Source organism: Agrococcus sp. GW821-FHT14H11, from assembly GCF_058803545.1.
In genome coordinates, this window is sequence record NZ_JBXAPA010000005.1 from 234,202 (window position 1) to 247,584 (window position 13,383).

The following is a 13,383-nucleotide window of genomic DNA, read 5'->3' on the forward strand; positions in this document are numbered from 1 at the left end:
CGCTACGCCGTCGCCACCAGCCGCGCGAAGACGATGAGGTTGTTCGGGAATTCGCCGTCGGCCTCGCCGAGGTCGTCGCACGTGATGAGGCGCAGCTCGGGGTCGGGCACCGGGTAGTAGACGTCGCGCGTCGGAAACTCGGACTTCGCGAACGACTCGACGCGGTAGATCTCGAAGGTCGCGGTGGTGCCGTCCTCGCGGGCGACGCTCACCTCGTCGCCGACCTCGAGCGAGACGAGGTCGTAGAAGACGCCGCTGTCGTCGGTGAGCGAGTTGACGTGGCCGAGCAGCACCGCCGCGCCGACCTCGCCGGGCGTGGGCGAGCCGTCGTACCAGCTCGCGGGCGACCCATCGGCGTCGGGGGGCACCTCGAGGGTGCCGTCGTCGCGCATGCCGGTGCGGATGAGCGGGGCCTCGCGGTCGATCGCGGGGATGCTGACGCTGATGGGCGTCGAAGCCTCCATGGCGGGGGCGGCGGCGGGGGCCGCGTCGTCGGCCTGCTGCTCGGCGCTCTCGGAGGGGGCAGGCGCGGGCGACTGCGTCGTGGCGGGCGACGGCGCCGCCTCAAGCGGGGCATCGGCTCCCGTGCCGGCGCAGGCCGTGAGCGAGAGCAGGAGGGCCGCCGCCACCGCCGTGAGGCGATGGCGGCGGCCCGTTCCAGGGGAGATCATCGAGCTGACGGGTGGTCAGTCGTTCGTGATCGCGCGGCGACGGAGCATCACGACACCGGCGACGGTGCCGACGGCCAGCAGGCCGCCCAGCGCGGTCACGGTCATCGCGGTGCCGTCGGTGCCCTGCTCGACGCCGGTGTCCACGCCGCCGGCCGGAGCCATGGCGAGGGCGCCGCAGAGCGCGGGCGAGGTGGCTGCCAGCGGCAGCTCGGGCACGAGGTCGCTCTCGCTCGTGCCGGCCTCGGGCTGCGTGGCCGGGTCGAGGCCGTGCACGACGACGACCGCGGTGCCGCCCTCGAGCGCAGCCATCGTGGCCTGGTCGAGCTCGAACGTCTCCTCGTACGAGATGGTGTCGCCCGCGGGAGCGGCCGCGAGGTCGAGGCCGCCGGCCGGGCTCTTGTCGGCGTCGCCGACCGAGAGCGTCGTGCCGATGTCGCCGTACGACGGGCCGCCCTCGGTGGTGCTGATGATGCCGTCGCCGTTGGTGTCGGCGTCGGGGCTCGGGCAGACGCCCTGCGCGCCGATGTGGATGTGCTGCACGTGCGGGTAGGGCGCGCCGTCGAACTCGGCCGCGAGGCCGGATGCGTTCAGCGTGACCGTCGCGGTCGTGCCCTCGACGTCGATCCAGACCTCGCCGGATGCGCCGCTGTTGTTGATCTCCTCGAGCATCGTCGAGTACGAGCCGGAGGCGTCGTGGGCCATGGCCGGGGCAGCGCCCAGCATGACGAGACCGAGCCCGAGCGCCGGGGCGCCGAGCAGAACTGCCTTGTTCTTCATGGGATGGACCTCTTCCGGAGGATCTCGGGCACAAGGCTTGTGCCCTCGTGGTGTGGGGTTCGGCACCCTCCCCACGGCGGATTGGATCGGGTGGGCGCTGCGCGCGCATCCGCAATCCGCCGGCCGTGTCGCGCCGAACCACCGGCATGACCAGCTCGCACCGACTCGCCGTCCTCGCCGTCGCGGCTCTCATGCTGACCGGCTGCGCTACCGCGACCGCCGGGCCGGGCGCAGCGCCCGCGCCGACGACGTCCCCGTCGCCCGAGGCCTCGCACACGATGCCCGACGGCAGCGTCATGCCCGGCTCCGAGCACGGCGACCACGGCGCGCACGGCTCGGCGGATGCGTCGGGCGGGCCGTCCGAGGCGGCCGCGATGGTCTGCGGCGGGCAGGTCGAGACCGCCGTCGTCTCCATGCTGCGGCTGAGCGACCCCGAGCCGCCCGCAACCGCCTGGGACTCGCCCGACTTCACCTGCACCTACGACGTCGACGGGGCGCCGCTCGTGCTCTCGGTGCACGACGCGACCGATCCCGCGGTCGGCGAGGCGCACTTCGCCGAGCTGCAGGGCAGCCTTCCCGGCGCCGAGGAGATCGAGGGGATGCTCGGGCTCGGCCTGCCGTCGTTCTCGACCGGCGACGGCGTGGTCGCGTTCCTCCGCGACGGCAAGACCCTCCTGGTCGACGCGACGGGCCTCCCCGAGCAGCTCGCCGACGGCACGATGACGCAGTCCGAGGTCGCCTACGCCGTCGCATCCTCGGTGCTCGTCTGCTGGGTCGAGCACGACTAGGCGCCGAGGCCGCCAGCGAGCGGCTCAGCGCTTGTCGACGACCCGTCGCAGGTAGTGGATGCGGTCGCGCAGCTGCTGCATCGACGCCTGCGCGACCGGCGGCCCGCCGCAGATCCTTCGCGCCTCGGCGTGCACGAGCGCGTGCGCCTCACCTCGGCGCTTGGCGACGATCGCGACGAGCGAGTTGAGCAGCTGCCGCTCCTCGCGCATGTTCCGGTAGAGCGGCTCGGGCGCCTCCTGGTTGGGCGGCCGGTCGCGGATGCGCGCGGCCTGCCGCGCGTGGCGCCGCTTCAGCAGGTCGGAGACCTCCTCGGCGTCGAGCAGCCCGGGGATGCCGATGAAGTCCATCTCCTCCTCGGTCGCCGGCTCGACGAGCTGGCCGAACTCGGCGTCGCCGAAGAGCACCCGGTCGAAGGTGGCGCTCGACTCGAGCGGCTCCCACGTGAACGGCGCAGGCTCGCGGTCGTCACTATCGCCCTGCTCGGCGGCGGCCATGAGGTCGTCGTCGAGCAGCTGGTCGTCGTCCTGCTCCTTGTCGAGCGCGTGGTCGCGCTGCCGCTCGAGCTCGGCGGCGAGCGTGAGCAGCGGCGTCACCGAGGGCAGGAACACCGTCGCGATCTCGCCGCGCTTCCGCGAGCGCACGAAGCGGCCGATCACCTGCGCGAAGAAGAGCGGCGTCGCCGAGCTCGTGGCGTAGACGCCCACCGCGAGCCGCGGGACGTCGACGCCCTCCGAGACCATCCGCACCGCCACCATCCACCTCGACGTGCCGGCCGAGAACGCGCTGATCCGGTCGGAGGCGCCCGCGTCGTCGGAGAGCACGACGGTCGGCTCCTCCCCCGAGATGGCGCGCAGCAGCTGCGCGTACTGCCTCGCCTGGGCCTGGTCGGTCGCGATCACGAGACCGCCCGCATCCGGCACCGAGTGGCGCACGTGCGTCAGCCGCACGTCGGCCGAGCGCAGCACCTGCTGGATCCACTCGCCGCCCGGGTCGAGGGCTGTGCGCCAGGCGCCGTTCGTGATGTCCTTCGTGTCGCCCTGGCCGAGCGTGGCCTTCATCTCGTCGCCCATCGAGGTGCGCCACTGCATCGTGCCCGCGTAGGCCATGAAGACGACCGGGCGCACGACGCCGTCGCGGAGCGCCGCGTCGTAGCCGTAGGCGTAGTCGGTGCTCGAGATGCGCACGCCGCGCTCGTCGCGGATGTACTCGACGAACGGGATGGGCGAGGTGTCGCTGCGGAACGGCGTGCCCGTCAGCGACAGGCGGCGCGCGGCCGGACCGAACGCCTCGAGCACCGCGTCGCCCCACGAGAGCGCGTCGCCGGCGTGGTGCACCTCGTCGAGGATGATGAGGCTCGGCGCCGAGCGGGTGATGCGCTCGTGCACGGATGCGCGGGCCGCGACCTGCGCGTACGTCACGACGACGCCGTGGTACTGCCGGGGGTAGTCGCCGTCGCCGTTCGAGAAGTCGGGGTCGAGCCGGATGCCCGCGCGGTGCGCGGCGTCGGCCCACTGCTGCTTCAGGTGCTCGGTGGGCGCCACGACGGTGATGCGCGAGACGGTGCCGCGGCGCAGCAGCTCGGAGGCGAGGCGCAGCGCGAAGGTCGTCTTGCCGGCGCCCGGGGTCGCGGCCGCGAGGAAGTCGCGCGGCTCGGTGGTGAAGTACTGGGTGAGCGCCTCCTCCTGCCAGGCGCGCAGCGGCTGCACGGTGCCCCAGGCGGCGCGCTCGGGGTAGTTCGGCGGGAGGTGGTCGGCCGCCCACGAGCCGAAGTGCGCGCTGCTGGCGTGCGTCTCGGTCGCGGGGCTCGTCACTGGATCAAGGGTAGGCGAGACCGCCCACACGGCGCGCCGAGGCCCTTGTCCGCAGATACCTCCGGGGGTATCCTGACGGCGTCTTCCCGGCACCGGGGAGCGGCGCGCACGACCGCGTGCGCGCTGCACGAACCGCCATCGGCGGGGAGGGACGGTGCAGCATGATGGGCGACTGGGGCTGGGCAGGGATGGCCGCGGGCTGGAGCTGGGTCTTCCTGCTGCTGCTGCTGCTCGCGGGGATCGCGACGCTCGTGATCCTGCTCGTGCGCCTCACGGTCGGCGGCGTCGACCCCCGCCGGCGAGGACCGGCGCCCGGTGACGCGCAGGCGCAGGCGCAGGCGCGCGCGATCCTCGACGAGCGCTACGCCCGCGGCGAGATCGACACCGCCGAGTACGACGAGCGCCTCGGGCGGATCCGCGGCGACGGCTGATGGAGCCGATCACCCGTCGCCAGGCGCTCGCGCTCGGCGCGTGGAGCGCGCTCGGGATCGCCGTCGGCGGGGTGGGCCTCGCGAGCACGGGCCTGCCCTGGGCGGCGACGGGCGTCGGTCGCGGGCCGGCGCTGCGCGAGCCCGCGGCGGTGCGGAGCGCCGGCGGCGTGCTGCGCACCGAGCTCGTCGCCGCGAGCGAGGAGGTCGAGCTCGCGGGGCGCCGGGCACGCGTGCTCGCGTACAGCGGCGCCGTGCCCGCGACCACGTGGCGGGTGCGGCCCGGTGACCGCATCGAGGTCCGGCTCGTGAACCGGCTCGCCGTGCCGACCAACCTCCACACCCACGGCCTCTCCGTCTCGCCCTCGGGCAGCTCCGACAACCCGTTCCTCAGCATCGCGCCGGGCGAGGCGTTCGACTACGCCTTCGACCTGCCGGAGGACCACCCGCCGGGGGTCTTCTGGTACCACCCGCACCGGCACGGCAGCGTCGCCGATCAGGTCTTCGCCGGGATGTTCGGCGCGATCGTCGTCGAGGACGACGACGACGTCCCGGAGGCGCGCGAGCGGGTGCTGGTGATCTCGGACACCACGCTGACGCCCGCCGGCGCGGTCGCGCCCGCCGGGGCGATGCAGCGGATGCTCGGCCGCGAGGGCGAGCTGCTGCTGGTCAACGGCCAGCTGCGACCGCAGATCACCGCGCGGCCCGGCGAGCGGGAGCGCTGGCGGGTCGTCAACGCCTGCACCTCGAGGTACCTGCGCCTCGCGCTGCCCGGTCAGCAGCTGCACCTGCTGGGCACCGACTCCGGCCACGAGCCGGCTCCCCGGGAGATCGAGGAGGCGCTCCTCGCTCCCGGCAACCGCATCGACCTGCTCGTCACCATGCGCGCGGGCTCCTCGGAACTGCGCACCCTGGGGCACGACCGGCTGTCGGCGATGGCGGGGATGATGGCGGGCGCGGCAGACGTCTCCGGTCCAGGCGTGCTCGCCGACGTCAGGATCGAGGGGGCGAGCGCTGCCACCGGCGCGGCGCCCGCCGTGCCGTCGCGACCCGCCGACGCCGATCTGCGCGGACGCGAGCCCGACGCGCGGCGCGCGATCTCCTTCAGCATGAGCATGGGGATGGGCATGGGTCCCGCGGGCGGGATGGGTCCCGGCGGCATGGGGTCGTTCGGCTTCGATGGCCGCGCGTTCGACGAGGCGCGCATCGACCAGCGCGTCGCGGCGGACGCGGTCGAGGAGTGGACGATCTCCAACCCGACGCCCATGGACCATCCCTTCCACCTGCACGTGTGGCCGATGCAGGTCGTCGAGGCCGACGGCGCCGCCGTCGCCGACGTGCGATGGCGCGACGTCGTGCACGTGCCCGCCCAGGGGCGCGTGGTCGTGCGGATCGCCTTCACGCGGTTCAGCGGCGTCACGGTCTACCACTGCCACATCCTCGACCACGAGGACGCCGGGATGATGGCCACGGTCGAGCGCGCGGGCGGCTGACGGCGGCACGGCCGCGAGCGGTTCCTGGCGCCCACCCTCTTCGCTCGACACCGATCCAGCCATCGCCCCTAGGCTGACCGCATGCACTACCTGCTCGGTCTCGCAGCCCTCGTCGTCGGCGCCGTGATCGCCACGCGCCGCACCCGGCCCACCTGGTTCGTCGTCACGACGAGCGTGCTCGTCGGCGTCGGCGCGCTGCTCGCCATCCTCAGCTACACGCGCGTCACCGACGGCCTCGGCATCGTCGGCAACAACGTGCTCGGCTGGACCTTCGTGGGCCTCTCGCTCATCACCATGCTCGCGTCGGTGTTCGTGCTCGAGCGCCGCGGCGAGTTCGGCGAGGAGCAGCCGCCGCTCATCGGCGACAACCCGCTCGACGGCGACGCGGCCGACCACGACGACCTCGCGCCCGGGCAGCCCCACCCCGACTACGCCGAGGCGGCGGATGCGCGCGCACGCGAGCGCGGTGCGCCTGCGGTCTCCGAGGCCCAGGGCGCCGCCGGTGTCTCGGCCGGCCTCGCGGGCGGAGCCGGCGCGGCAGCCGCCACGGCGGCCGCCTTCGGCGACGGCGTCGTGCCGACGGCCGACGAGATCGGCGCCGACCCCGCCGCCACGCGCGGCGGCACGCTGCCCGGCGACTCGGTCGCCGGCTCCGACGCCGACGACCGCGCGCGGCCCCACCACGATGCGCCCGAGGGCGGCACGCTGCCCGAGGCCCCCGCGCACCCCGGCGACGACGCGCCCCGCGGCTACTCCCCCGCTCCGGAGGAGGGCCACCAGGGCCACGACGAGCCGGCCGGCGAGCGCGAGGCCGACCCGCCGGGTCCGAGCGCCGACGCCCAGGACGGCACCGCCGTCATCGGTGCCGACCCCGACATCGCGACGCCGCCGGCCGAGACCGACGTCGAGGCAGCGCCCGAGGGCGGGGCGGACGACGCCCACGCCGACCAGGCCAGCGCCGACGAGACGCACGCCGAGGAGACCGGCCGCGCCTGACGCATCCGCCCCGCACGCGACGACGCCCGCCGATCCTGTCGGCGGGCGTCGTCGCGTCTTCGGGAAGAGGTGCGGCTCAGGCCTTCTCCTCGCCCTTCGTGTCGACCTCGGCGACCCACTTCGGCGGCTCGTCGCGGCCGGCCTCCTCGTCCTCCTCGGCCTTCTCGGCCGTCGCCTGCACGATGCCCTTCGCGTGGTGCGTCGGCGCGTAGATGGCGTAGAGGCGCAGCGGCTCGTCGCCGGTGTTCTCGACGTCGTGCCACATGCCCTCGGGCACCTGGATGCTCCAGCCGTCCTCGACCTCGTACTCCTGCAGGTCGTCCTCGGCGGGCCCGATCTTCGCGACGCCCTTGCCCTGGTCGATGCGCAGGAACTGGTCGGTGCCCTTGTGCACCTCGAGCCCGATGGTCTTGCCGGGCTCGATCGACATGAGCGTGACCTGCAGGTGCTTGCCCGTCCAGGCGACGGCTCGGTAGTTGCTGTTCTCGACCGTCGCCGTCTCGATGTCGAAGACGTTCGGTTTGGGTCCGTTGTCGTGGATGTCCATGGCGCCATCCTGACCTCGGCTCCTGAGAAGCACCAGAGCGTGCGTCGCGCCTCCTGCGCACCCCGCTCGCCCGCGCCGCGCCTCCTGCGCGCCTCCCGCTCCACCGACCCGTCCGACCCACAGCGACCCGGTGCACCGGGTCGGAACGGGTGGAGCGGGTCGATCTCGCGGGCTCAGGCGCCGCGCGACATGCGGATGAGCCGCGGCCTGGGCCGCGGGACGCCGTAGCGCTCGAGGATCCGCTCCAAGCGGGCCGGCCGCAGCACGTCGTCCCAGACCCAGTGCGCGGGGTCGCCGGTGAGGAGCAGGTCGTCGTCGCGCAGCTTCTCGTCCGCGAGCGCGTCGACGCCGCGCTTGCCCTGCTGCTGCGCCAGCACGCCGTACTTCTGCATGCCGTCGAACTCGCCGTAGACCGGGCGGCGGCCGGGCCGGGAGAAGCGCATGTCGACGCGCCAGATCCGGCCGGTCGGCCCGGTCACGGGCACCTGCAGCTCGGGTGCGGCGAACCCGAGCTCGAACACGCGCACCCGGCTCCACGACTCGCCCACCGACTCCGCGCGCCCATCCGCGAACCCGATCGCCCACTCGGCGCGCGCCCGGCCGCGCTTGCTCTGCCTGGCGAGCGCATCGCGGATGGCCGGCTTCGTCGTGCGCGCGCTGCGCAGCGCCCAATCGATCGCCGAGACCGAGTCCACTGCGTCGCCCCGGCGCGCGACGTCCGCGAGCGCGTAGGCCACCGTGGTCGCCCGCACGTCGCCGACCATCGTGACGTCGCGCGCGTCGATCGGGATCTGCGCGTGCACGACGCCGGCCTTCCTTCCAGCCGTCTTCGACCCGCCCACGGTGTAGACCGCATCCGGTTCGAGGCCGTACGGGACCCCGTGCAGCGCCAGAGCCGACTCGCGCGCGACGATCGCACGCGGTCGCACCGCGTGCACAGCGCGGATCCGGAGCAGGTACCGAGCCTCGCGGCTCGCATCGGCGAACGCGCTCGACTCGGCGTACACCCCGCGTCGCACGCGGGCCAGGCCGACGTCGCGCTCCGGCCGGCGCAGCGCCGGGCCTCCTGCCAGCTCCCGCTTCGTGCGCGGCCGGATGGCCTGGTGATCGGCTGTCATGCGGGCACCCTGCCAGGGCTCGAGCATCGCGGGCGGCGCTCCCCCTGCTCCTGTGGATCGCCGCCCTCTCCCCCGCCGCCCCGCGAGACCGACCCGTCCCACCGAACGCGACCCGGTGCACCGGGTCGGCGGGGGTCGATCGGGTCGGCGAACGCTCCGGGGCGGGGCGGCGGATGCGCGGGGCGCGCGAGCGCGCAAGCGCACGGGCGCACTGCGGGAGAATGGTGGGATGCGCATCGACTACCCGGCCGACCTCCCGGTCAGCGAGGCGCGCGACGAGATCATGGCGGCGATCCGCGACCACCAGGTGGTGATCGTCGCCGGTGCGACCGGCTCGGGCAAGACGACGCAGCTGCCCAAGATGTGCCTCGAGCTGGGCCGCACGAGCATCGGCCACACGCAGCCGCGGCGCCTCGCCGCCCGCACGATCGCCGAGCGCATCGCCGAGGAGCTCGACGTCGAGCTGGGCACTGCCGTCGGCTACAAGGTGCGCTTCACCGACCAGGTGAGCGCCGAGACGCAGATCAAGGTGATGACCGACGGCATCCTGCTCGCCGAGATGCACCGCGACCGCGACCTGCAGCAGTACGACACGATCATCATCGACGAGGCGCACGAGCGCAGCCTCACGATCGACTTCCTGATCGGCTACCTGCAGCGGCTCCTCCCCCGTCGGCCCGACCTCAAGGTGATCGTCACGAGCGCGACGATCGATCCGGAGTCGTTCAGCCGGCACTTCGGCGGCGCGCCGATCGTCGAGGTCTCGGGCCGCACGTTCCCGGTCGACATCCGCTATCGCCCGCTCGTCGCCGAGGCGATGGACGAGGACGACGACGGCGAGGCCGACGAGCCGGCCGCCGACCTCGACCCGATCGACGGCATCGAGTCGGCGCTCGCCGAGATCGCGCGCGACGACACCGGCGACGTGCTGGTGTTCCTGCCGAGCGAGGCCGACATCCGCGACGCGCAGGACCAGCTGCAGGGCCGGCTCGGCCAGGCGACCGAGATCCTGCCGCTCTACGGGCGCCTGAGCGCCGCCGACCAGCACCGCGTCTTCGAGCGCAGCACGCGCCCCGGCACGAAGCGACGCGTCGTGCTCGCCACGAACGTCGCCGAGACGAGCCTCACGGTGCCGGGCATCCGCCACGTGATCGACACCGGCACGGCCCGCATCTCGCGATACTCCGCGCGCTCGAAGGTGCAGCGGCTGCCGATCGAGGCGATCAGCCAGGCGAGCGCCAACCAGCGCTCCGGGCGCGCGGGCCGCGTCGCGCCGGGCATCGCGATCCGCCTCTACGCCGAGGCCGACTTCGACAGGCGCCCCGCGTTCACCGACCCCGAGATCCTCCGCACCAACCTCGCGGCGGTCATCCTGCAGGCCGCGTCACTCGGGCTCGGGGCGCTCGAGGACTTCCCCTTCCTGCAGCCGCCCGACCCGCGCGGCATCAAGGACGGCCGCGACCTGCTGCGCGAGCTCGGCGCCATCACCCCGAAGGGCGACATCACCCGCATCGGCCGGGAGCTCGCGCGCCTGCCCGTCGATCCGCGGTTCGGGCGGATGGCCCTGGCCGGCAGAGACGCGGGCGTCGCCCACGAGGTCATCGCGATCGTCGCGGGCCTGACGATCCAGGACCCGCGGGAGCGGCCGCTCGAGCGGCGCGAGGAGGCCGACCGCTCGCACGCGCGGTTCGTCGACCCGACGAGCGACTTCATCACGCTGCTCGCGCTCTGGCGGCACCTGCAGGCGCAGCAGGCGGCACTGTCGGGCAACCAGTTCCGCAAGGCGTGCAAGGCGGAGCACCTCTCGTTCCTGCGCGTGCGGGAGTGGCAGGACGTGGTGCGGCAGCTGACGAAGGCGATGGGGCTGAAGCCGCCTCGCTCGTCGAGGAGCCCCGAAGGGGCGTCTCGAGACGACGCTCGGGGTGGTCTCGACTCGCGAGCGCCTGCGGCGCGCGCGGCTCGACCAGCGGAGGGGACGGAGGGCGGCCCCGGCTCCCTCACGGTCGGGGTCGACGCCGTCGCCGTCCACAAGGCGCTGCTCGCGGGCCTCCTCGGTCGCATCGGCGTGCTCGACGAGACGCAGAAGCCGCAGCAGCCGCGCCCGGGCGAATCGAAGCGGCGGATGCGCGCCCGCGCCGAGTACGTCGGCGCACGCGGCGCGCGGTTCCAGATCTTCCCGGGCTCCGGCCTCGCGAAGAGCCCGCCCCGCGCGGTCATGGCCGCCGAGCTCGTCGAGACGAGCCGCCTCTTCGCCCGCACCGTCGCATCCATCGACCTCGCCTGGGCCGAGCCGCTCGCGGGCGACCTGGCGAAGCGCCAGGTGAGCGAGCCGCACTGGGAGCGCAAGCAGGGCGCGGTCGTCGCGTACGAGAAGGTGACGCTCTTCGGCGTGACGATCGTCGAGCGGCGGCGCGTGCAGTTCCAGCGCATCGACCCGGCGCACGCGCGCGAGCTGTTCATCCGCCACGCGCTCGTCGAGGGCGAGTGGGACAGCCCGCAGGACTTCGACCGCAGGAACCGCGAGCTGCGGCGCGAGATCGAGCGGCTCGAGGAGCGCCAGCGGCGCCGCGACCTGCTGGTCGGCGACGAGGCGGTCTTCGACTTCTTCGATGCGCGCATCCCCGCCGACGTCGCCTCGACGCGAGGCTTCGAGGGCTGGTGGCGGAAGGCCCGCGAGGAGACCCCCGACCTGCTGACGATGACCCGCGAGGACCTGACGGGCGAGGATGCGCGGGTCGACACCGCGGCGTTCCCCACCCGGTGGCAGCAGGGCGAGCAGCGTCTGCGCCTCAGCTACCGCTTCGAGCCGGGCGCCGCCGACGACGGGCTCACCGTGCACGTGCCGCTCGCCGTGCTGCCGCGGCTGAGCCCCGCCGGGTTCGACTGGCTCGTGCCGGGCATGCGCGAGGAGCTGCTGACGGCGATGATCAAGAGCCTGCCGAAGCACGTGCGCAAGCACGTCGTGCCGGCCGCCGACTGGGCTCGCGGCATGCTCGCCGAGCTGCCCGATGAGCCGCCGGCCGACGAGCGGGGCGGCGCGCGCTCGATCGCGGAGGTGCTCGCCGCGCGCATCTCCCGCACCGCCTACGTGCAGTCCACCGCCGACGACGTCGACTGGCACCGCATCCCCGATCACCTGAAGCCGACGTTCGCCGTCGAGGACGCCCGCGGTCGCCGGCTCGGCGCCGACAAGGATCTCGAGGCGCTGAAGCGCCGCTTCGCCGGCCAGGCGCGCACCCAGGTCGCGAAGGCGGCGGTGAAGGTGACGAGCGATCTCGAGCGCGACGAGGTTCCCGGCTTCGACACCGACCTGCCCGAGCACATCGACGTGCGGCAGGGCGGCAACACCGTGCGCGCCTACCCGGGCTACGCGATCACCGGCAAGGGCGCGGGCGGCGCAGCGACCGTCGGCGTGCGGCTCGCATCGACCCGCGAGGCGCAGCAGCGCGACCAGCGGGCCGCGGTGCGGCAGCTGCTGCTGCGGCAGGTGCCGAGCCCGGCGCCCTACGTGCAGTCGAGCCTGACGAGCGCCGAGAAGCTCGCGCTCGGCGCGAGCCCCTACCCGTCGACCGACCGGCTCTTCGCCGACCTGATGCTCGCGATCATCGACGGCGAGCTGGGCGCCGCGCCGCCCGCGACGGTCGCCGAGTTCGAGGCGGTGCGCGCCCGCGTCGCCGACGGGCTCGTCGACCGCATGTTCGCGCTCGCGGCGCAGGTGGCGCGCATCCTCACCGCCGCGAGGCTGGCCGACCGGGCGATCCGCGACGGGGCGAGCCTCGCCCACATGGCGGCGCTCGCCGACGCCCGCGCGCAGCTCGAGCAGCTCGTCTTCGACGGCTTCGTCAGCCGCACGGGCCTCGACCGGCTCGGCCGCCTCGAGGTCTACGTGCGCGCGATCGAGCACCGCGTCAAGCGCCTGCCCGAGACCGCCAACCGCGACCGCGCCTGGATGACCGAGGTCGAGCAGGCGACTGCGCTGTTCCTCGAGGCGGGCGGCGCGCTGCCGCTGCCCGCCTCGGTGACGGATGCGCCGGCGGGCGCCGACGGGTCGGCGACGGCCGAGCGGCTGGTCGCCGCGCGCTGGCTGCTGGAGGAGCTGCGCGTCAGCCTCTTCGCGCAGCAGCTGGGCACCGCCGGCCCGGTCTCGCTGCAGCGCATCCGCAAGGCCCTCACGCCCTGACCCTCCACCGCTCGTCGAGACGAACGCCACCAGAGAAGGACACGCCGATGGACCCCGACCGCTACGGCCCCTCCTGGCAGCGCAACGCCCTCGCGCCCGGCTTCCTCGGCGCGCTCGCGCTGATCGTCGCGCAGCTGCTGCTCGAGACCGAGTGGTTCGGCACGCTGCGGTTCGTGATCGCGGTGCTCGCGCTCATCGTCGGCTGGTTCGCCTTCCAGGCGCGGCACTGGTGGTGGGTGCCGGTGATGCTCGCGATCGCGGTCGCGTGGAACCCGGTGCTGCCGTTCGACATCGCCGGCCCCGTCTGGGTCGGCGCGCACTGGGTGGCGGCGCTCGCCATGCTCATCGCCGCCGCCCTCATCAAGGCACCGCGCGACGACGACCGCGCCTGACCTCACCCCCGCTCCCCGCTCCGCCGGTCGAGCCGGTCGCGCAGCGACCGAGTCGAGACCACCCCCACTCCCCACCCCGCTGGTCGAGCCGGTCGCGCAGCGACCGAGTCGACGCTTCTATGGTCGTCTGTCAAGCCATGGTGGCGTTGAGCTGGCGGAAGATGGATCGGGCGATGTAGCG

Annotated in this window: 11 protein-coding genes; 6 read left to right on the top strand and 5 right to left on the bottom strand. The window is 74.1% G+C overall.

The features are described from left to right. Positions 1-2: 2 nt before the first annotated feature. Entirely contained in the window at positions 3-629 is a 627-nt protein-coding gene (locus tag AC1RNL_RS07725) for a class F sortase (RefSeq protein WP_492934898.1), read from the bottom strand. A gap of 57 nt (positions 630-686) precedes the next feature. Further along, positions 687-1,448: a hypothetical protein gene (locus AC1RNL_RS07730; protein WP_492934899.1), complete on the bottom strand. Its 762-nt coding sequence runs from the start codon at positions 1,446-1,448 to the stop codon at positions 687-689. Between the two features lie 146 nt (positions 1,449-1,594). On the opposite strand from AC1RNL_RS07730, the gene AC1RNL_RS07735 reads away from it, so the two are divergent. Next, a complete protein-coding gene (locus AC1RNL_RS07735) occupies positions 1,595-2,236 on the top strand; it encodes a hypothetical protein (protein ID WP_492934900.1) in 642 nt (213 codons plus the stop codon). A gap of 24 nt (positions 2,237-2,260) precedes the next feature. Here AC1RNL_RS07735 and AC1RNL_RS07740 read toward each other — a convergent pair whose 3' ends face one another. Then, entirely contained in the window at positions 2,261-4,048 is a 1,788-nt protein-coding gene (locus AC1RNL_RS07740; RefSeq protein ID WP_492934901.1) for a DEAD/DEAH box helicase, read from the bottom strand. A gap of 161 nt (positions 4,049-4,209) precedes the next feature. On the opposite strand from AC1RNL_RS07740, the gene AC1RNL_RS07745 reads away from it, so the two are divergent. From AC1RNL_RS07745 to AC1RNL_RS07755, 3 genes are all read left to right on the top strand, one after another. Then, entirely contained in the window at positions 4,210-4,479 is a 270-nt protein-coding gene (locus tag AC1RNL_RS07745) for an SHOCT domain-containing protein (RefSeq protein ID WP_492934902.1), read from the top strand. Further along, entirely contained in the window at positions 4,479-5,969 is a 1,491-nt protein-coding gene (locus AC1RNL_RS07750; protein WP_492934903.1) for a multicopper oxidase family protein, read from the top strand. Before AC1RNL_RS07745 ends, AC1RNL_RS07750 begins: the two co-directional genes overlap by 1 nt. 81 nt (positions 5,970-6,050) lie before the next feature. Further along, positions 6,051-6,965 (top strand): hypothetical protein, encoded by a 915-nt coding sequence (locus AC1RNL_RS07755; protein WP_492934904.1) that lies wholly within the window; start codon positions 6,051-6,053, stop codon positions 6,963-6,965. A 76-nt stretch (positions 6,966-7,041) separates the two neighbouring features. On the opposite strand, the gene AC1RNL_RS07760 is transcribed toward AC1RNL_RS07755, so the two are convergent. Beyond that, positions 7,042-7,512 carry a cupin domain-containing protein gene (locus AC1RNL_RS07760; protein ID WP_128190665.1) on the bottom strand — a complete coding sequence of 157 codons (471 nt, stop codon included), beginning with the start codon at positions 7,510-7,512 and terminating at the stop codon, positions 7,042-7,044. Positions 7,513-7,685: 173 nt separating this feature from the next. After that, positions 7,686-8,630 (bottom strand): hypothetical protein, encoded by a 945-nt coding sequence (locus AC1RNL_RS07765; RefSeq protein WP_492934905.1) that lies wholly within the window; start codon positions 8,628-8,630, stop codon positions 7,686-7,688. A gap of 229 nt (positions 8,631-8,859) precedes the next feature. Between AC1RNL_RS07765 and hrpA the strand changes: the two genes are divergently transcribed. Both hrpA and AC1RNL_RS07775 read left to right on the top strand, forming a co-directional pair. Then, a complete protein-coding gene (hrpA, locus tag AC1RNL_RS07770; protein WP_492934906.1) occupies positions 8,860-12,810 on the top strand; it encodes an ATP-dependent RNA helicase HrpA in 3,951 nt (1,316 codons plus the stop codon). 47 nt (positions 12,811-12,857) lie between these two features. After that, positions 12,858-13,202, top strand: coding sequence for a DUF6804 family protein (locus AC1RNL_RS07775; RefSeq protein ID WP_492934907.1), 345 nt, complete (start codon positions 12,858-12,860; stop codon positions 13,200-13,202). Positions 13,203-13,383: the final 181 nt, after the last annotated feature.

What these genes read in the sequence shown, in the direction of transcription:
- AC1RNL_RS07730 (WP_492934899.1), bottom strand. Translation starts at nt 1,448, where the DNA reads ATGAAGAACAAGGCAGTTCTGCTCGGCGCCCCGGCGCTCGGGCTCGGT.
- AC1RNL_RS07735 (WP_492934900.1), top strand. Translation starts at nt 1,595, where the DNA reads ATGACCAGCTCGCACCGACTCGCCGTCCTCGCCGTCGCGGCTCTCATG.
- AC1RNL_RS07745 (WP_492934902.1), top strand. Translation starts at nt 4,210, where the DNA reads ATGATGGGCGACTGGGGCTGGGCAGGGATGGCCGCGGGCTGGAGCTGG.
- AC1RNL_RS07750 (WP_492934903.1), top strand. Translation starts at nt 4,479, where the DNA reads ATGGAGCCGATCACCCGTCGCCAGGCGCTCGCGCTCGGCGCGTGGAGC.
- AC1RNL_RS07755 (WP_492934904.1), top strand. Translation starts at nt 6,051, where the DNA reads ATGCACTACCTGCTCGGTCTCGCAGCCCTCGTCGTCGGCGCCGTGATC.
- AC1RNL_RS07760 (WP_128190665.1), bottom strand. Translation starts at nt 7,512, where the DNA reads ATGGACATCCACGACAACGGACCCAAACCGAACGTCTTCGACATCGAG.
- AC1RNL_RS07765 (WP_492934905.1), bottom strand. Translation starts at nt 8,630, where the DNA reads ATGACAGCCGATCACCAGGCCATCCGGCCGCGCACGAAGCGGGAGCTG.
- hrpA (WP_492934906.1), top strand. Translation starts at nt 8,860, where the DNA reads ATGCGCATCGACTACCCGGCCGACCTCCCGGTCAGCGAGGCGCGCGAC.
- AC1RNL_RS07775 (WP_492934907.1), top strand. Translation starts at nt 12,858, where the DNA reads ATGGACCCCGACCGCTACGGCCCCTCCTGGCAGCGCAACGCCCTCGCG.